General features: G+C 74.9%; 19 protein-coding genes. 10 read left to right on the top strand and 9 right to left on the bottom strand.

What is annotated here, in order from left to right; all coding sequences use genetic code 11:
• The first annotated feature begins 5 nt into the window (after positions 1-5).
• Positions 6-1,307, top strand: a complete 1,302-nt coding sequence (locus tag ACFVUH_RS21470) for a cation:proton antiporter (RefSeq protein ID WP_387914923.1) — start codon at positions 6-8, stop codon at positions 1,305-1,307.
• 55 nt (positions 1,308-1,362) lie between these two features.
• Here the strand turns inward: ACFVUH_RS21470 and ACFVUH_RS21465 are convergent, their stop codons facing one another.
• Complete coding sequence (locus ACFVUH_RS21465; RefSeq protein WP_387914922.1) at positions 1,363-1,566, bottom strand: hypothetical protein; 204 nt, start codon at positions 1,564-1,566, stop codon at positions 1,363-1,365.
• A gap of 74 nt (positions 1,567-1,640) precedes the next feature.
• Between ACFVUH_RS21465 and ACFVUH_RS21460 the strand changes: the two genes are divergently transcribed.
• On the top strand, positions 1,641-2,264 hold the full coding sequence (locus ACFVUH_RS21460) for a TetR/AcrR family transcriptional regulator (protein WP_387914921.1): 624 nt from the start codon (positions 1,641-1,643) through the stop codon (positions 2,262-2,264).
• Positions 2,261-3,673 carry an MFS transporter gene (locus ACFVUH_RS21455; protein WP_387914920.1) on the top strand — a complete coding sequence of 471 codons (1,413 nt, stop codon included), beginning with the start codon at positions 2,261-2,263 and terminating at the stop codon, positions 3,671-3,673. Before ACFVUH_RS21460 ends, ACFVUH_RS21455 begins: the two co-directional genes overlap by 4 nt.
• A gap of 168 nt (positions 3,674-3,841) precedes the next feature.
• Here ACFVUH_RS21455 and ACFVUH_RS21450 read toward each other — a convergent pair whose 3' ends face one another.
• The 4 genes from ACFVUH_RS21450 to ACFVUH_RS21435 form a co-directional block, all read right to left on the bottom strand.
• Positions 3,842-4,192 carry a hypothetical protein gene (locus tag ACFVUH_RS21450; protein ID WP_387914919.1) on the bottom strand — a complete coding sequence of 117 codons (351 nt, stop codon included), beginning with the start codon at positions 4,190-4,192 and terminating at the stop codon, positions 3,842-3,844.
• Positions 4,193-4,343: 151 nt separating this feature from the next.
• The gene (locus tag ACFVUH_RS21445; protein ID WP_387914918.1) at positions 4,344-4,922 is read right to left on the bottom strand and encodes a DUF4240 domain-containing protein; all 579 of its coding nucleotides are present in this window, start codon (positions 4,920-4,922) and stop codon (positions 4,344-4,346) included.
• Between the two features lie 165 nt (positions 4,923-5,087).
• The gene (locus ACFVUH_RS21440; protein ID WP_387914917.1) at positions 5,088-5,942 is read right to left on the bottom strand and encodes a hypothetical protein; all 855 of its coding nucleotides are present in this window, start codon (positions 5,940-5,942) and stop codon (positions 5,088-5,090) included.
• 20 nt (positions 5,943-5,962) lie between these two features.
• Positions 5,963-6,160, bottom strand: coding sequence for a hypothetical protein (locus ACFVUH_RS21435; protein ID WP_387914916.1), 198 nt, complete (start codon positions 6,158-6,160; stop codon positions 5,963-5,965).
• A 437-nt stretch (positions 6,161-6,597) separates the two neighbouring features.
• On the opposite strand from ACFVUH_RS21435, the gene ACFVUH_RS21430 reads away from it, so the two are divergent.
• Both ACFVUH_RS21430 and ACFVUH_RS21425 read left to right on the top strand, forming a co-directional pair.
• The gene (locus tag ACFVUH_RS21430; RefSeq protein WP_387914915.1) at positions 6,598-7,530 is read left to right on the top strand and encodes a class I SAM-dependent methyltransferase; all 933 of its coding nucleotides are present in this window, start codon (positions 6,598-6,600) and stop codon (positions 7,528-7,530) included.
• 154 nt (positions 7,531-7,684) lie between these two features.
• A complete protein-coding gene (locus tag ACFVUH_RS21425) occupies positions 7,685-8,641 on the top strand; it encodes an acyltransferase domain-containing protein (protein WP_387914914.1) in 957 nt (318 codons plus the stop codon).
• A 55-nt stretch (positions 8,642-8,696) separates the two neighbouring features.
• Here the strand turns inward: ACFVUH_RS21425 and ACFVUH_RS21420 are convergent, their stop codons facing one another.
• Positions 8,697-9,527: an oxidoreductase gene (locus ACFVUH_RS21420; protein WP_387914913.1), complete on the bottom strand. Its 831-nt coding sequence runs from the start codon at positions 9,525-9,527 to the stop codon at positions 8,697-8,699.
• Between the two features lie 114 nt (positions 9,528-9,641).
• Here ACFVUH_RS21420 and ACFVUH_RS21415 point away from each other — a divergent pair, with 114 nt between their 5' ends.
• The 5 genes from ACFVUH_RS21415 to ACFVUH_RS21395 all read left to right on the top strand — a co-directional run bounded on the left by ACFVUH_RS21415 (position 9,642) and on the right by ACFVUH_RS21395 (position 13,680).
• Positions 9,642-10,544, top strand: coding sequence for a LysR family transcriptional regulator (locus ACFVUH_RS21415; RefSeq protein ID WP_387914912.1), 903 nt, complete (start codon positions 9,642-9,644; stop codon positions 10,542-10,544).
• A 197-nt stretch (positions 10,545-10,741) separates the two neighbouring features.
• Positions 10,742-11,632, top strand: coding sequence for an oxaloacetate decarboxylase (locus ACFVUH_RS21410; RefSeq protein ID WP_387914911.1), 891 nt, complete (start codon positions 10,742-10,744; stop codon positions 11,630-11,632).
• Entirely contained in the window at positions 11,629-11,925 is a 297-nt protein-coding gene (locus ACFVUH_RS21405; protein ID WP_387914910.1) for a hypothetical protein, read from the top strand. Before ACFVUH_RS21410 ends, ACFVUH_RS21405 begins: the two co-directional genes overlap by 4 nt.
• Entirely contained in the window at positions 11,922-13,013 is a 1,092-nt protein-coding gene (locus ACFVUH_RS21400) for a bile acid:sodium symporter family protein (RefSeq protein ID WP_387914909.1), read from the top strand. The genes ACFVUH_RS21405 and ACFVUH_RS21400 overlap by 4 nt, the downstream gene beginning before the upstream one ends.
• A 142-nt stretch (positions 13,014-13,155) precedes the next feature.
• Positions 13,156-13,680, top strand: coding sequence for an AAA family ATPase (locus tag ACFVUH_RS21395; protein WP_387914908.1), 525 nt, complete (start codon positions 13,156-13,158; stop codon positions 13,678-13,680).
• 187 nt (positions 13,681-13,867) lie between these two features.
• On the opposite strand, the gene ACFVUH_RS21390 is transcribed toward ACFVUH_RS21395, so the two are convergent.
• From ACFVUH_RS21390 to ACFVUH_RS21380, 3 genes are all read right to left on the bottom strand, one after another.
• Positions 13,868-15,826 carry a glycerophosphodiester phosphodiesterase family protein gene (locus ACFVUH_RS21390; RefSeq protein WP_387914907.1) on the bottom strand — a complete coding sequence of 653 codons (1,959 nt, stop codon included), beginning with the start codon at positions 15,824-15,826 and terminating at the stop codon, positions 13,868-13,870.
• Positions 15,827-16,104: 278 nt separating this feature from the next.
• Positions 16,105-16,806, bottom strand: coding sequence for a type 1 glutamine amidotransferase domain-containing protein (locus ACFVUH_RS21385; protein WP_387914906.1), 702 nt, complete (start codon positions 16,804-16,806; stop codon positions 16,105-16,107).
• A 99-nt stretch (positions 16,807-16,905) separates the two neighbouring features.
• Entirely contained in the window at positions 16,906-17,790 is an 885-nt protein-coding gene (locus ACFVUH_RS21380) for an SAM-dependent methyltransferase (RefSeq protein WP_387915035.1), read from the bottom strand.
• Positions 17,791-17,849 lie beyond the last annotated feature (59 nt).

Here is a 17,849-nt window from a genome sequence, read left to right as displayed (position 1 = left end):
GGGGGGTGCACACCGCGACCGTCTTCATCGAGCTCGGCTCGGTCATCCTCGTCCTCGGACTGCTCGGCCGGATCGCCGGCCGCTACGGCTTCTCCCCGATCCCGCTCTACCTGCTCGGCGGGCTCGCCTTCGGCACCGGCGGGCTGCTGCCGCTGAGCGCCAGCGAGGAGTTCGTGGCGACCGGCGCCGAGATCGGCGTCGTCCTGCTGCTGCTGATGCTGGGCCTGGAGTACACCGCCGCCGACCTGGTCACCAACCTCAAGGCCCAGTACCCGGCCGGCGCGGTCGACTTCCTGCTCAACGCGATACCCGGCGCCGTCGCCGCGCTGCTGCTCGGCTGGGGACCGGTGGCCGCCGTGGTGCTCGCCGGCGTCACCTGGATCTCGTCCTCGGGCGTCATCGCCAAGGTGCTCGGCGACCTCGGCCGGCTCGGCAACCGGGAGACCCCGGTGATCCTCAGCATCCTGGTGCTGGAGGACCTCGCGATGGCGGTCTACCTGCCGATCCTGACGGCGCTGCTGGCCGGGGCCGGCCTGCTCGCGGGCTCGATCACGCTGGCCATCGCCCTGGCCACCGCCGGCGCGGTGCTCTTCGTCGCGCTCCGCTACGGCCGGGTGATCTCCCGGTTCGTCTCCCACGACGACCCGGAGAAGCTGCTGCTGGTGGTGCTCGGGCTGACCCTGCTGGTCGCGGGCATCGCGCAGCAGCTCCAGGTGTCGGCGGCGGTCGGCGCGTTCCTGGTGGGCATCGCGCTCTCCGGCGAGGCCGCCGAGGGCGCGCACACCCTGCTCAGCCCGCTGCGGGACCTCTTCGCGGCGGTGTTCTTCGTCTTCTTCGGCCTCAGCACCGACCCGACCAGCATCCCGCCGGTGCTGCTCCCGGCCCTGCTGCTGGCCGTGGTCACCGCGCTCACCAAGGTCGCGACCGGCTACTGGGCGGCCCGCCGCGCCGGGATCGCCACCCGCGGCCGGTGGCGGGCCGGCGGGGCGCTGGTCTCGCGCGGCGAGTTCTCCATCGTCATCGCCGGGCTCGCCGTCACGGCCGGGATCGAGCCCGGCCTCGGCCCGCTGGCCACGGCGTACGTGCTCATCCTGGTGGTCACCGGCCCGCTCGCCGCCCGGTACACCCAGCCCGCCGTGGAACGGCTGGGCGCCGTGCTCGCCCGGCGCCGGCGTCCCTGGGCTCCCGAGGCGCGGACCTCCGAGGCGCGGATCCCCGTGCAGGGCACGTCGGCGGACGCCGCGGAGCCGGTGGAGGATCCGCTGGACGAGGGGTCCGGGCAGCCGCTCGACGGCCTGTCGCGCTGACCAGGTCCTGAACGGCGCGCCCGCGCGCCGACCGCACACCCTGCCCCCGGGCGGGTCACCTCCGGTGGTCCGCCCCGGGGCTTTCCGCGTCCTCGGCGCGCTCGTCCTCGGCGCGCTCGCTGTTCGACGGCACGCCCTCGGTGGCCCGCGCACCGCCGCCGCAGTGCTCGCAGGAGCCGGGGCCGGACCGCTCGCGCAGCCGCCCGCACGCGTCGCACACCCGGTCCAGCCAGCAGGCCGACTCGCCGCCCTCGTCCATGCCGCGATTGTGCCTGCCGACCGGGCCCGGACGCGAGTAGACAGTGTCTACTCGGCCTTGGTAGACACTCCCCCATGACCGAACAGGACAACCCCGCCGGCTTGCGCGCCCGCCTGGTCGCCGCCGGGGTCGAGCTGCTCACCCTGGAGGGCGTGCACGCGCTCACCCTGCGCGAGATCGCCCGCCAGGCCGGGGTCTCGCACGGAGCCCCGCGCCGCCACTTCGCCACCCACGCCGAACTGCTCGCCGCCATCGCCCGGCACGGCTTCGACGACCTGGCCGGCACCCTCGGACTGCGCGGCGCCGGCGCCCACGAGACGACCGCCGTCCACGGCCCCGCCGAGGCCCGCGCCCGGCTCGAACGGCTCGCCCGCGGCTACCTGGCCTTCGCGGCCGACCGGCCGGGCATGTTCGAGCTGATGTTCCGTCACGACGTTCTCGAAGGCAGCGGCGCCGAGCTGCGGCGCACCTCGCTCCCGCTGTTCGACGCCCTCACCCGCCTGGTCGCCCTGGTCCACCCGCCCACCGGCGACGGCGACCCCTCCCCGACGACGGCCGCGGCGGCGCTCTGGGCCAACCTGCACGGCCTCGCCCAGCTCCGCGCCTGGGGCAGCCTCGCCCTCACCACCGGAACCGACGCCCTGGACCCCGTCCTGCGCGCCACGCTCGACGCCCACCTCGGTCAGGCACCCCGGTGAGCGAAACCCGCGTGGCGAGCGGGGCCGGCACGGTGACCGGGACCGGCGCGCGGCGGCTCACCCTGACCGGCAGCATCCTCGGCGCCGCGATCGTCGCCCTCGACGGGACGGTGCTCACCGTCGCCCAGCCCAGTCTCCAGCGCGACCTGCACGCCTCCCTCGCCGCCGTCCAGTGGACCAGCACCGCCTACCTGGTCACGGTGGCGGCCCTGCTCGTCCTCGCCGGGCGGCTCGGCGACCGCTACGGCCACCGCCGGGTCTTCGCGGTCGGCGTGCTCGGCTTCGGCGCCGCCTCGGCCGCCATCGGGCTCGCCCCCGGCATCGGCTGGGTGATCGGCCTTAGGGTCCTCCAGGGCGCGGCGGGCGCACTGCTCCAGCCCGCCACCCTGGGCCTGCTGCGTGCCGCCTACCCGGCCGACCTGCTGGGCCGGGCGATCGCGCTGCGCACCAGCGCGATCGGGCTCTCGGCCGCCGCCGGCCCGGTGATCGGCGGCGCCCTGACCACCCAGCTGGGCTGGCGGTCGGTCTTCCTCCTGACCCTCGCACCGGCCGCCGTGGCCGGCGTGGCCGCGCTGCTGGTCCCGCTGCCCGCCACCGCCGACGACGCCGACGCCGACGGCCGTGCGACCGGCCGCACGGTCGGCCTGGACCTGCCGGGCGCCGCACTGCTCGGCTGCGCGCTGGCCTGCCTGGTCTTCACCTTGACCGGCCTGCCGGACCGGGGCCCGACACCGGGCAGCGGGCTCGGGCTCGCGGCCTCGGCCGCCCTCGGCGCGGCCTTCGTCCGCCACGAGCGCAGCGCCCGGTCGCCGTTGCTGCCGCCGGCCCTCCTCCGGACCCCGGCGGTGACCCCGGCACTCGGCGTACTGCTCGCCGCCTCGGCCACGCTGTTCGGCACGCTCTTCCTCGCCACCTACTTCCTGCAGGACGTGCTGTCCCTCGATCCGCTCGCCAGTGCGCTCCGGGCGCTGCCGCTGGCGGTGGCGATGGTGGCGGCCGCGCCCGCGTCGGCCCTGCTGACCCGGCGGCACGGGCCGCGCCGCACGGTCGTCGCCGGGATGTGCTCGATCACGGCGGGCGCCCTGACTGTCGCGGCCCTGCGCCCGGGCACTCCGGCGCTCGTGCTCGGCGTGGCGTTCCTGCTGCTGGGCGCCGGCTTCGGGGCGGTGATGGCGACGGCGACGGCCGCGCTGGTGCGCGCTACCCCGGTGCACGCGGCCGGGGTGGCGGGCGGATTGCAGCAGACGGCGATGAACATCGGGCCCGCGCTCGGTGTGGCCGCCGCCACCACCCTCACCGCCGGCCGCCCCCTGGTCGACGCCCTCCCTGCGGCCCTCGCCGTACTGGCGGCCACCGCCGCCGGCGGAGCGCTGCTCGCCACCCGGCTCCCGGCGGTACGCATCGCGTGACCGGCCGTCGGTCCGACCGACCGGCCGACCGGCCGACCGGCCACGGGGCACCGAAACGGCTCGGCCCGACCGCGTTCCCGCGATCGGGCCGAGCCGGGCGACGGGGCCGGGCCTACCGTGAGGGGGCGCGGCTCCCGGCGGGTTGCCGTTCGGTGCCTCGCACCGGCATCAGTTCGTCGGCTGCTCGACGGGCGCACCGGCGACGGGCGCACCGGCGACGGGCGCGGGAGCGTCCGTGCCGAGCGCGGCCCAGTTGGAGTCCGCCCCGTCGGCCGGCCAGGCCGCGTCGCCCGTACCGAGCGCGGCCCAGGGGGACTCCGCGCCATCGGTGGTCCACTGCGCACCGGTGCCGAGGGCGGCCCAGTTGGAGTCCGGCCCGTCGGTGGGCCAGGTCGCGTCGCCCGTACCGAGGGCGGCCCAGTTGGGGTCCGTGTCGGCCGCGGCGGCGGCGCCGACACCGGTCAGGCACAGGATCGTGGCGGCGGCAGCGGCAGCGGCAGCGCAGAGCAGTCGTTTCATGGGAGGTCCTCCTCGGTGGGGTTGGAACTCCGCCAACAGTTCCCACACGATCCGTCAGGGTAACCGCCCATTCGCATGACCATGTCGTACCGGCGGCCCCACCACCGTCCGAGCGGCGGATCGGCAGCGGGTGTCGGCACCGCGTCAGCGATCAGACACCGGGTTGCGCGGGGAAGAGCGCGTCGAGGCGGGGTGTCCCGGCCCGCACGGCGGCCGCTGCGGCGCCGGTCTCGTCCTCGGGCTCCGCCCATGCCTCCTGGACGGCGTCCAGAGCCTCGTGGAACGCCTCGCAGCCGTCGTCCTCCTGGCCCGTCAGCTCGCCGAACGCCTCCTGGGCCACGTAGTCGAGCTCCTCCCATTCCGGCCACTCGTCGTCATGCCACTCCCGCAGGTCCCGTCCCACCAGGGCCCGCACCTCGGCAACGTCGGCGAGGGCGTCCGGATCGGCGAGCACGGCCTGGTACGTCCCCCGCCCCTGGGCCACCAGCCAGAGCGCGAAGTAGTCGAAACCGTCGTCGGAGCACAGGCCGCCCTCGATCCGGCGCACCGCCCGCCACAGTGCGTCCGTGCCGACCGCCGCGCACGCGGCCTCCAGATGTGCCTGGAACTCCACCGCCTCCGCGGCCGGTCTGCGCCACAGGCTCCCGCGCAGCCACTCCAGCCGTTGGTGCCGGTCACCCGGCTGACTGCTCAGCTCGTCCATGAGCGCCCAGAAGGTCGTGTCGTCCATGCCGCACAGGATCGCAACCACCACTGACACATTCGAGAGCCCCCGGGAACCGCGACAGCGGCTCTGCCAGGACGGGCCTGCCTGTCGCGCCTCGCGAACCGTGCGCGTCCGCCCGAAGCCGACCGAGCACGTACAGGTGGTCGCCGGCGACGGATCAGCGGCGTTTCAGCGGCGGACGAAGAAGGTGGCGGTGTCGTGATTGCCGAGCCAGCGCAGGGTCAGCGGGCAGCGGGACACCGGGCGCCAGTGGGAGGCGAGTTGTGCGAAGAAGGCCGGGTCGGCGCAGAGGCCACCGGAGCGGTCGCCGAGGTAGAGGACGCCGGGGCCGCGGTAGGCGCGCAGGGCGTCGGCGGCCATCGGGTCGCGGTGCGGGGGCCAGAGCAGCGCGAGCACCCGGTCGGGGTGGGCGGCGGCGTCCTCGGCGGCCCGGCCGGGGCGGACCTCGGTGTACTGGAAGCGGTCGGTGAACCCGTTGTGTCCGGCGTCGGCCACGGCGTCCGTGGCCAGCACGTCGATGCCGCGGGCGCGCAGCAGCCACGCCCAGTAGCCGCTCCCTGCGCCGACCTCCAGCAGACCACGGCCGTCGAGACGGTCGGCGATCCAGTCCACGGCGGTGCGGGAAGCCAGGGCCCAGCTGTAGACGCGGGAGAGCTCCTGCCGCCGGGGCAGCGGCGGGCCGGCCCCGGCGGGGAGGTGGTCGAACACATCGATCACCGGCCTCGCCCCACTGCCGTGGCACAGCGCCGGGTACCAGAGCAGCGGCACCATCTGCGGGTTGTGCGCGGCGAACTCGACGTCCTGCGCGGGCAGCAGGTCACCGAGTTGACGGAAGGGCCGTGCCCACCCGGGGTGGTGCAGCTCGGGCCGTCCGTCCCAGAGACGGATCAGCCGCTCAGCCGTCGCGGCGACCATCCGGGCGGTGGGGTCGCCGGGGGCGGCGGTACCGTCCGGGTGGTCGCCGCGAGCTTCGGGCAGCACCGTCGGCACCGTCGGCACGGTGAGCGTGGTCGGCGCGGTCACGGGCGCTGTCCGGTGGCGGGTCAGAGCGCTATGTGGTCCTGGACCGCGAGCCGGTCCGGGCCACCGGCCTGGCCGAGCATGCCCATGTGCGCCTCGACGACGATGCCGGGAGCGTTGGCGGGCTCCTGGACGGCGCTCACGCCGCTCACCACCGCCGCGGCGGCGAGCGCCGCGGTGGCCGCGCCGATCAGGGCGGTGTGACGAGTACTCGACTCCATGGCTCCACCTTCGCTTTCGGGAGATCGATCGTGTGCAGCTTAAGCAGTCGCCCTTCGATCGCTCAAGCGATTTTCTGACGCCCGTTCAGCGGCACCGGCGGCGGGCCCGGCGCCACCCGCGTCCGACCGGGGGGCGGGGCAGCGGGAGGCGGAACAGGGCGAGTTGGACGAGGGCGCCGATCGTCACACCGGCCCGGATCCCGCCGACGCCGAGCGGGCGTGGCCGGCCGAGACGATCGCCGGGCCGGAGGGCGACACGCCGAACGCGTGAACAGCGGCCGGACGCTCCGGTCGGAACCGGTCCGGCCCGGTGCGGCGTGACTATGATGAGCCGCCATCCACCACGGCCGATCCGTCCGGTACCACGGCACCGCCGCGCGTGACCAGGGCACGGGCCCGCCCCGCGCCCGCCCCGTCCCGTCCCGAGGGAGACCGCCGTGCCCAGTGCCGAGACCGCCTCCGACCAGCCGGCCGCCCGCCGCCCCGCCGTCCGTCCCGCCACCACCCCGGACGCACCCCGTCCGGCGCGCCCGGCGGACATTCCCGGCTGGTTCTTCCGGCTCGACCAGGAGGCCTTCCGCCACCTGCTCACCGCCCAGAGCGCGGCCGGGCTCACCGGCGACATCCTCGAACTCGGCAGCTACCTCGGGCGCAGCGCCGTCCTGCTCGGCGACCACCTCCGGCCGGGCGAGCGGCTGACGGTCTGCGACCTGTTCGACTCCGAGGCGGGCGACGCCGACAACGACGCCGAGATGACGATGTCCTACCGGTCCTCGCTGACCAGGCGCGGGTTCGAGGCCAACTACCTGGCGTTCCACCCGGAACTGCCGACGATCGTGCAGGCGCCGACCTCCGTGCTGGCCGACGGCCGCATCCCGGCCGGCAGCTGCCGCTTCGTCCACGTCGACGCCTCCCACCTCTACGAGCACGTGGCCGGGGACATCGCGGTCGCGCGGCAGGCGCTGGCCGCGGACGGCCTGGTGGCGCTGGACGACTACCGCTCGGAGCACACCCCGGGCGTGTCGGCGGCGGTCTGGCAGGCGGTGTTCACCGGTGGGCTGCGGCCGGTGCTGCTGACCCCGATGAAGTTCTACGGGACGTGGGGCGATCCGGAGCCGGTCCGCGAGGCCCTGCTCACCCGGGACTGGCGGGCCGAGGGGTTCACCGTCGACGAGGACGCCATCGCGGACCGGCGGGTGCTGCGGCTGAACGTCGCCGTACGGCCGCCGGTCCCGCACTCGGGTCCGCGCCGGCTGCTGCTCGACCTGCTGCCGCCCGCGGCCACCCGGGCCGTCCGGCGCGGGCTGCGGGCGCTGCGGGATCGGCAAGGGGCCCGTCCGGGCGGGGCCGGTGGCCGGCGGGGCCGGTAGCCGCTCTCTCGGCAGCGTCATCGCGCTGGTGTTCACGCTGCTGCGCCGATCCCGCTGCTCGGACGCCCCCCGGCGCGCCGGGGGACCGCGGATAGGGTCGGCCGGTACGCCCGCCGACCCCGCCGGCGGAGCGATCCCGCACCGTGGAGGCCCCGTGGAACCACGACCGCCGCACCCGTCCGACCAGCCGCACGCCCCCCGCCCGCCCGAGGGCCCCTACCTTCCGGCCGACGAGGACCTGGCCGAGGCGCTGCTGGCGCTGGCGGTGCCGTTCGAGGAGGTGAACGGCCTGCTGGCGGCCCGCACCCGGCTGGCCCGGGACCGGGGAGTGCGGGCGCTCTTCGAGGAGACGCTGCACGCCCAGGCGGGCGCCGTGGGAACGCTCGGGGAGCCGGCCGGCATCGACCGCGACTGGCCGGCCGGCGTCGCGGACGGCGCGGGCCTCGCGACGCTGCTCTTCACCGCGCTGGCCCCATACACCCGGGCCCACCACCGCGCGCTCGGCGTCCCACCGGAGGTGACCCGGTCGACGCTGGCCGACCTCGGCCGGCAGCTCGTGGTGAGCCGGTGGCGCGGCCACTCCGGGCTGGGCAATCCGCGCTGGCTGACGCTGCACTTCCGGGGCGAGCTCTTCCAGCTCGGCCGACTGCAGTTCCAGCGCCGTCGACCGACCGGGGCGGACACCGAGGCGGCGCGGGCGGCGGAGGCCGGCGAGTGGACCATCCAGGTGCACATCCCCGACCACTGCGGCCCGCTCTCCCCCGAGGCGTGCGACCGCGCGCTGGACCGGGCCCGGGCGTTCTTCCCCCGGTACTTCCCGGGCGAGCCGTACCGGAACGCCTGCGTCTTCTCCTGGCTGCTCGACCCGCAGCTCGCCGACTACCTGCCGGAGGACTCGAACATCCTGCGCTTCCAGCGGCGGTTCGCGCCGCTGCGGCGGCCGAGCCGACCGCACGTGCCCGAGGACACCAATCCGCTGCGGTACGTCTTCGGCGACGTCGACCGGCCGCTGGAGTCGCTCCCCCGGGACACGGTCGTCCAGCGCGCCCTGGTCGACCACCTGCGGGCGGGCGGCCACTGGTACGTGTGCGGCGGCCGGCTCGCGCTCTGATCGGCCGCCGCCACCCGATCGGCACCGGTCGGCTCCCGGTCGGCTCCCGGTCGGCTCAGACGTCGAAGGCCGTGGCCGTGGACCGCTCCTCCCAAGCGGCGACATCCTCCCGGACCTGGTCGAGGTGGGCGAGGACGGCGCCCACCGAGTCCTCGCCGAGCGGCAGCCGCAGCGGGGTCGACTCCGCCTCCAGCGCGGCCAGGATGACCGCCGCCGCCTTGGCCGGGTCGCCGGGCTGCGAGCCGTCCCCGCCGGCCACCAGGGCGCGGGTGTCCTCCACCTTCGGGTACACCCCGCTGTCCGCGCTGACCCCGGCCCGGCCGGTCTCGAACAGCGAGGTCCGGAAGGCGCCCGGCTCCACGATCAGGACCTTGACGCCGAACTCCCGCACCTCGTCCGCCAGCGCCTCGGACAGGCCCTCCAGCGCGAACTTGGTCCCGCTGTAGGCGCCGAAGCCCGCGAAGGACAGCTGCCCGCCCACACTGCTCATCTGCACGATCGCGCCCGAGCGCCGCTCCCGCATGTGCGGCAGCACCGCCCGGACCAGGGCCGCCGGGCCGAAGAAGTGCACGTCGAACAGGCGGCGCAGCTCCTCGTCGGTGGTCTCCTCGACGGCGCCGACGTGGGTGCGGCCCGCGTTGTTCACCAGTACGTCGATCCGTCCGTGCCGGGCCACGACGCCCCGGACGGCCTCCTCGATCGCGGCGGTGTCGGTGACGTCCAGCCGCAGCGCCGCCACCTGGTCGGGATGCGCGGCCACCAGGTCGTTCAACGCCTCCGGGTGCCGGGCCGCGCCGACCACCACGTCGCCGGCGGCGACGGCCGCCCGGGTGATCGCCCGCCCGAAGCCGCTGCTCGCACCGGTGACCAGCCACACCTTGTTCATGACGAACTCCCCGTTGGATCCCGTGGATCCCCTCGATCGGACAACTCCTGACACCGACCAGGGTGCCGCCGAATTCCGTTGCCCGTCCAAGACCCGCGGTGATAGCCAACGGTGATGACCATGGACGTCCACGCGCGAGACCTCCGCTACTTCGTCGCCGTCGCCGAGGAACTGCACTTCACCCGTGCCGCCGAACGGCTGTACCTGTCGCAGCCCGCGCTGAGCAAACAGATCCGGACGCTGGAGCGGCGGCTGGGCGCGGAACTGTTCCGGCGGGACCGGCACGGAGTGGCGCTGACGGCCGCCGGCGGGGCCCTGCTGCCGCACGCGCGGCGGGTGCTGGCCGCCTGGACGGAGGGCGCGGCGGCGGTGGAGGCGGCCAAGGCGGAGCAGCGCAGCACGCTCGTGGTGGGCATGAGCACCAGTCCGGCCCGGGGCGGCCTGCTCCCGGCCGTCCGCTCGCGCTTCGGCGCCGCGCATCCGGAGGCCGCCACCCGGCTGCGCCAGACGAGTTGGGAGGACCCGACGGCGGGCCTGGCGGACGGCAGCGTCGACGTCGCCTTCGTCTGGCTTCCGCTGCCCGACGAGGAGCGCTTCGGATGGACGGTGGTCGCCGAGGAGCCCCGGCTGATCGCCCTGCCCGACACGCATCCGCTCGCCGCCCGCACCGGGATCGACTTCGCCGAGCTGGCAGACGAGCCGTTCCTCGCCCTGCCCCCGAGCGCGGGACCGCTGCGGGACTACTGGCTGGCCCTGGAGGCCCGCGCCGGCCGGCCGCCGCGCATCGGCGCCGAGATCGCCGGCGTGGAGGAGACGTACGAGGCGCTGATCGCCGGCCTCGGCGTCTGCCTGGTGGCGGCGGGCAACGCCCCGCTGATCACCCTGGGCGGTGTCACCACCCGCCCGGTGAGGGGCGTCGGGGCCTGCCACTACGTGCTCGCCTGGCGCCGTGAGGACGAGCACCGGCCGCTGGTGCGGGCGTACGCCGACGCGTGCCGGGCCACGGTCGCCGGATAGCGGCGGGGCGGCGGCGAATTCATCACATTTCTCGTACTCATATGACCGCATTCACCCTAACGAGGGAACTTCATTTAAAGATTTGCCCACGGAACATTAAAGAGCGCATAGTGATGGCGTCTCAGTTGGCCCTAGGAATGGCCAACTTATGGCAAAGGACCGCGCGTGTCCCGCACGGGCCCCTGGCAGACGAGGAGATGGCGTTGCGTCACGGGAACATTCACGACGGCTACGGGCAGCGGCTGCGCGAGCGGATCGCCGCCCCGGGGACGACCCCGCTCATCGGTGTCTACGACATGTACTCCGCCTCCATCGCGGCCGCGCACTACGACGGCATGTTCGTCTCCGGCTTCGGCTTCGCGGCCTCCTACTACGGCCTGCCCGACATCGGCTTCATCGCCTGGCCGGACATGGTCGCCTTCGTCGAGCGACTGCGCGGCGCCTTCCCCCGGCACCACCTGCTGGTCGACATCGACGACGGCTACGTCGACCCCGAGGTGGCCTGCCACGTGGTGCGGCGCCTGGAGCGGATCGGCGCCTCGGGCATCATCCTGGAGGACCAGAAGCGGCCGCGCCGCTGCGGCCATGCCGACGGCAAGCAGGTCCTGCCCCTCGACGAGTACCTGGAGAAGCTGGGCCTGGTCCTCGCCGCCCGCACCGACCTGGTCGTGGTGGCCCGCACGGACGCCACCGAGGAGGCCGACATCCTGCGCCGGGCCGAGGCCCTCGCCGCCACCGACGCGGACGTGGTGCTGGTCGACGGCGTGCGCAGCGAGGAGTGGATCCGGCGGATCCGCCGCGTGGTGGGCGACAAACCGCTGCTGTTCAACCAGATCGCCGGCGGAAAGTCGCCCCGGCTGTCGCTGTCCGAGCTGGGCACGCTCGGGGTGGACGTCGCCATCTACAGCACGCCCTGTCTGTTCGCCGCCCACCAGGCGATGGACGAGGCGCTCACCGGGCTCAAGGTGGCGGACGGACGGTTGCCGGCCGCCGCCGGGCAGCGGCCGGAGATCGGTGTGCGCGAGTCCACCGAGCTGCTGGAGCGGAACATCCCGCGCCCGCCCGCCCGTGAGGAGGTGGGCGTGTGACGCTCCGGCAGCCCGGCTCCCCCGGGCTCGCCACGACGACCGGGCTGGCCGGAGTCTTGGCCTGGGCGGTCATCGGCTGCGCCCTCGCACCGGAGGCCGCCGCCGAGCGCAGCCTCGTCACCGTGATCGACAACTCCCGGGCGGACTCGATCATCGAGATCGACCGAACGGCCGACCTTCAGATCGGGCGCGGCTCGGCCGGCAGCGACCATGACGGCTCCACCGCCGTGGCGACCGGTCTGCTGGGCACCGCCCTGGCGCTCCCGGAGACGGAGGAAGGGGGTGGGGAATGACCACGGCCCGTCAGCACCGGGCACCGCCCGCGACGCGGGCCCGGGGCCGCCCGCCCGGTGGCGGTGAGCGGCGGCGCCGATGGTGGCGCGCGCTCGACCCGTATGTCGCGGCGCTGGCCGGGGCGGTGGCGCTGGCCGCAGTGCTGCCCGCCACCGGAAGGGCGGCGCGCGGCGCCGAACTGGCCTGCGGCCTCGCGGTGGCGCTGCTCTTCTTCCTGTACGGCGCCCGGCTCTCCGCCCGTGAGACGCTCGCCGGGCTGCGCCACCTGCGACTGCACGGGCTCGTGCTGGCCTGCACCTTCGTCCTGTTCCCGGCACTCGGGGCGGCCGTGACGGCGCTCGTGCCGGGCGCACTCACCGAGCACCTGCGGGCGGGTGTGCTGTTCCTCTGCGTGGTCCCGTCCACGGTGCAGTCCTCGGTGGCGCTCACCGGCGCCGCACGCGGGAACGTACCGGCGGCGATCTGCGCCGGCACCTACTCCGGTCTGGTCGGCCTGGTACTGACACCACTGCTCGCAGCCTGGCTGCTGGGGGCACACGCCGCGCTGTCGGCCGACGGCCTGCTGCGGATCTGCGCCCAGTTGCTCGCACCCTTCCTGCTCGGGCAGCTGCTACGGCCGTCGATCGGTGGCTTCCTGGGCCGGCACCGCCGGGTGCTCGCCCCGGTCGACCGGGGGTCGATCCTGCTGGTCGTCTACACCGCGTTCAGCGGCGCGGTGACACAGGGCGTCTGGTCCACCGTGACGCCGCCCGCCCTGCTCGGGCTGGGAACGGTCCTGCTGGTCCTGTTCGCGGTCGTGCTGACCATCGTCCGGCTCGGCGCGCGTCTGCTGGGCCTCGACCGGGCCTCCGGGATCGCGGCGGTGCTCTGCGGGTCGCAGAAGAGCCTGGCCGGCGGTCTGCCGATGGCCACCGTCCTCTTCGGCCCGCAGGCCGGGCTCCTGGTCCTGCCGCTGATGATGTACCACCAGCTCCAACTCGTGGCGGGCGCCCTGCTCGCCGGCCGCTGGGCCCGGGCACCGGACAACGACGAACCGGCTGACGAAGAGTCACCCCCTCCCACCCGTGCCTCCCCCGAGGCCGCCTGACACCCCCTGGCGACGCGGGCGGGCCCCTCCTGGCCCGCCCCCACCCAACCCGGCCGAGTTCGACACGTCCAACCCCGCTCCAGAGCAGTCCCTTACTGCGATTGGCACCAATTGCGGGCTGAACACCGCTAGCGTCGGACCCATGATCGTATGGCTCAACGGCACCCACGGCGCAGGCAAGACGACGACCAGCGCCCTCGTACAGCAGTTGATCCCGGATTCACGGGTGTTCGACGCCGAGAAGGTCGGCGAGACGCTCATGGACATCACGCCGGGCCTGCCCAGGACGGACAACTTCCAGCACTGGCCGCCGTGGCGGCCACTCGTGGTCGAGACCGCCCGTCGCGTACTCGACTACACCGGCGGGACCCTGGTGATGCCGATGACTGTCCTGGTCGAGCAGTACTGGCGCGAGATCAGCGCGGGACTCGCCCAACACGCCATTCCAGTACGGCACTTCGTCCTCCACGCCGACCAGGAGACCCTCCGCGGACGCATCGCCGGAGACACCGTCGTCGGCCCCAACTCCTGGTTCCGCCTCAAGTACCTTGAGCCCTACGCCGAAGCGGCCCGCACCTGGCTGCACCACGAGGCCGAAGTCGTCGACACCACGCACCTCACGCCCGCCCAGGCCGCCCAGCAGATCGCGGAGGCCGTCAAGGGCTGAGGCTCGATCGCTGCTCGCCGAGGAATCGTTGAAGTGCCTGCTGGGGGCACCCGGAGTCGGTACGGGCCTCGTCGGCCGATCGATCGGGGGCCACGAGGCAGGAGCGGTGGACGGGCCGGAATGGGTGGGGACCTCGGGCCGTGGTGGGCGGCGCGAGGTCCCCGGGGTGGAGCGGGGGGTGCGGGGGTCAGCTTCGCGGGGCGGCGTCCAGGGCGCGGGCGTCGGCGGCGATCAGGCGGGCGCGGTCGGCGGGGATGGTGCGGCCGGCCTGGTTGTCGGCCCAGTGGGCGAGCGGCTGGTACTGGCCCTGGCCGAGCATCACGGTGAGGGTGGCGACGGCGTTGCGCTCGGCGCCGGAGGTGAGCACCAGCGAGGCCAGGCCGGTCGGAGTGGCCGTGACGGTGAACTCGGTGCTCGTCTCGGCGCGGCCACCGGGGCCGGTGGCCTCGGCCCGCAGGGTGTGCTTGCCGAGCGTGAGCGCGGTGGTGTCGAGCGGCGAGCCGGCCGGCAGCTCCTTGCCGTCCAGGGTGAGCCGGACGGTGTCGGCGCCGCTCGCCTGCACGGCGGTCACCGGCTGCTGGGCACGGTCCAGGGTCGCGCCGGAGGCCGGCGAGGTGATCGCCACGGTGGGTGCGGCCGGCGGGGTGGTGACGGTGCCGCCCTGGAGCCAGGCGGAGTTCCAACCGGCCAGCTCGGCCGGGCGGTTGGTGATGATGCCGTCGACGCCGGCGGCCTCCAGGGCCTTCCAGCGGGCGGCCGAGTCGACGGTCCAGACGTTGACCGCGACACCGGCCGCGTGCAAGTCCTTCACCACGCCGAGGCGGGAGGCGAGGGCGCCGTCGGCCGGGTTGTAGGCGGACAGGCCGAGCTCCTTGGAGATGGCCACCGGGTCAGCGTCCAGGTCGCCGCGCAGCAGGCCGAGGGGCAGCTCGGGGGCCAGCTCGCGGGTGTAGCGCAGGGCGTCGACCTCGAAGCTCTGCACGAAGACCCGACCGGTCATGCCGTGGTCGCGGACCTCCTTGACGATCCGGGCGACCTCGTCGCGGGTGTGCGCGCCCTTGATCTCCAGCAGCAGGCTGCCGCCGCGGGTGCGCAGGTCCTCCAGCTGGGCGGCGAGGCTCGGCACCCGGGCGCCCGCGTACGTCGGGCCGAACCAGGAGCCGGCGTCCAGCGCGTCCAGCTGGGCGGCCGTCAGGTCGCGGACGCGGCCCTTGCCGTTGGTGGTGCGGTTCACCGTGTCGTCGTGCAGCACGTAGGGGACGCCGTCCTTGCTGGGCTGGACGTCGTTCTCGATCCACTCGGCGCCACCTCGCCGGGCGACCTCGTCCGAGTCCAGGGTGTTCTCCGGGGCGGCGGAGGAGGCGCCGCGGTGGGCGAACACGGTGAGCGGCGAGCCGGCGGGGCGCAGCCAGCCGCCGGGGGCGAGCGCGGTCACCTTGAGGTCGTCGAAGGAGACCTTCGAGCCGTTGACCACCAGGGCCTGGCCGCCGTCGGCGGTGCGGGCGACCTGGGTGGTGCGCATCACCTCCTTGCCGTCGAAGATCCAGCGGGCGGTGGTGCCGTGCACCTCGACGGCGATGCGCACGTCACGGCCGGTGCCGGCGGCGGTCGGCGCGGAGCCGGTGTTGGTGACGTTCCAGCTGTTGGCGGGGGTGCGCTGGGCGAACTCGAGACCGTTGCTCGCGGTGGTGCCGGAACGCATGGTGGCGATCGACCACGGGGTGGCGCCGCTCGCGGGGACGTCCAGGCCGAAGGCGGTCCAGCGGGCGGCGTCCTGGACGCTCTCGAAGCGGGCGGTCGCCTCGATGCGGAAGTCGTCGAGGTGGCGGCCGAAGGTGATCCGGCTCTGCTGACCGGAGTTGGCGGAGGTGCCGACCAGCCGGCCGTTCTCCACCTTCCAGTCGCCCTCGACGGCGTTCCAGCCGGCGGGGAGGGCCGGGCCGGCGAAGTGCTCGTCGACGACGACCTCACCGGCGGCCGGAGCGGCGGCCGGAGCGGCGAGGGCGGCCTCGGCCGGGGCGGCGGGCTCGGCGGAGGCGGCGCTCGGGGAGGTCAGCGCGACCGTGGTGAGGCTCAGTGCGGAGGCGACGGCGGCGGCCAGCAGACCGGTTCGACGTGCACGGTGGGGGCGGTGACTCTGTGTCATGGGCGGCACGCTAGGGACGGCGACCGAACCGGAAGCCACCACTCCGAAAACCGTTCGTGACCATTGCGCGTGCGATTGGCGGCGGTGGCGGATTCCTTGCGGTCCATGGCCGGTTCGCTTCCGCACGATGACCCGGGCGGTCCTTGCGGCACTCCGGCGCCGCAGTGCCCGGCGGACCAGCGACGTTGCGCTCCGTGCAACACGCCGGACGGTACAGACCGACGGCCAACGCCGCGCCGGACCGGACGGGCGGCGTCCGCAGCCGGCGCCCGGACCCGTCAGCCGGACAGCCTCCTCAGCAGTTCGACGGCGAGCGGGGCCGCGGAGGCCGGGTTCTGACCGGTGACCAGGTTGCGGTCGACCACCACCTTCGGCACCCAGGGCTCACCGACCTGCACCTCGACACCGGCCTCGGCGAGGCGGTCGGCCAGCAGCCACTTCGCCTTGTCGGCGAAGCCGGCCTGCGCCTCCTCCTCATTGCTGAACGCCGAGACCCGGTAGCCCTTGAACGCATTGCCGCCGTCCTCCTCGACCGCGGCCAGCATCGCGGCCGGCCCGTGGCAGACGACGCCGAGCGGCCTGCCGGACTTCAGCGCGCGGACCAGCAGCCGGCCGGAGTCGGCGTCGACCGCCAGGTCCTCCATCGGGCCGTGACCGCCCGGGTAGTAGACGGCGTCGTAGTCGTCCACCCGGACGTCCGCCAGCCCGATCGGGCGTTTGAACTCCTCGGCGCCGGCGAGCACCTCCGCGACCCTTCGCGCGCCCTCCTCCCCGCCGTTGAAGTCCGGGGCGAGGCTGGCGGCGTCGACGGTCGGCACCACACCGCCCGGCGTGGCCACGGTGACGGAGTGCCCGGCGGCCTTGAACTCCTCGTACGGCGCGGCGGCCTCCTCGGCCCAGTAGCCGGTCGGGTGCCGGGTGCCGTCGGCCAGCGTCCAGTGGTCGGCGCCGGTCATCACGAAAAGGATCTTCTTCGACATGGTGGGTTCTCCGGATCGTCGGCCGGTCGTGCTCGACTCGCTCGTGCCCTCGACGGTAGGCCCGCCCCGGGGTCCGCACCAATCGGAAAGCCCGGCGGGTCAGCTCCTGGCCCGCCGGCGGCGGGGGCCGGGCAGCAGGCCGCGCGCGGCGAAGGTCCAGCGGTTGGCGGCGAGCGCGTCATCGGGCTCGGGGCGGGGACCGCGGCCGTAGTGACGGGTGAAGTCGAAGGGCGTGCGGGTGACGGTGGACCAGCCCCGGGCGGTCAGGTCCGCGGCGGTGTCGGGCCGGGGCTCGTCGTCGAACAGCGCGAGCAGGTCGATGCCGAGACGGTCGCGCGCCGCGAGGTACACGGGGTTGCGGCGCACCGCGGAGGGCTCCATGCCGAGCTTCACCTCATAGGCCAGGCTGCTCCCGGGGGCGCTCAGCCGGTCGACGGTGGCGACCAGCCGCCGCTCCGCCGCCGCGGGCAGGTAGAGCAGCAGGCCCTCGGCGAGCCAGGCGGTCGGCTCGCCGGGGCGGAAACCGGCGGCGGTCAGCGCGCCGGCCCAGTCGACGCGCAGGTCACAGGCCACCGGCACCCGCCGCGCCGTCGGCCGCGCGCCGATCCGGTCCAGGACCTGCTGCTTGAAGGCGAGCACCCGGGCCCGGTCGAGCTCGAAGACGGTCGTACCGGACGGCCAGTCCACGCGGTGGGCCCGGGCGTCCAGCCCGGCACCGAGCAGTACCACCTGCCGGGCCCCGAGCCGGGCGGCCCGCAGCAGGTGGTCGTCCAGGGTCCTGGTCCGCAGCGCGAAGTAGCCGCCGAGCCGCCCCCAGAGCGGATCCTCCGCGCCGTCCCCGCCGTCCCCACCACCCGGGACGTCCCGGGGGTGGACCGGCCAGTGCGCGGACGCGCGGGCGGCGCGGACGAAGTGCTCGGCGAGCGGGTCCCGGGCCAGCGCGCCGGGGCGGTGGCTCTCGATCGCCCGGGCGGCGGCGACCATCAGCGCGGTCCGTCCGACGCCCCCGTCCACGCCGGTGGCGGCCCCGGGCGAGGTCGTGA

The sequence above is a fragment of the Kitasatospora sp. NPDC058032 genome (genome assembly GCF_042885845.1).
Classification (GTDB): domain Bacteria; phylum Actinomycetota; class Actinomycetes; order Streptomycetales; family Streptomycetaceae; genus Kitasatospora.
This window is presented reverse-complemented; position numbering and strand designations above follow the sequence as displayed.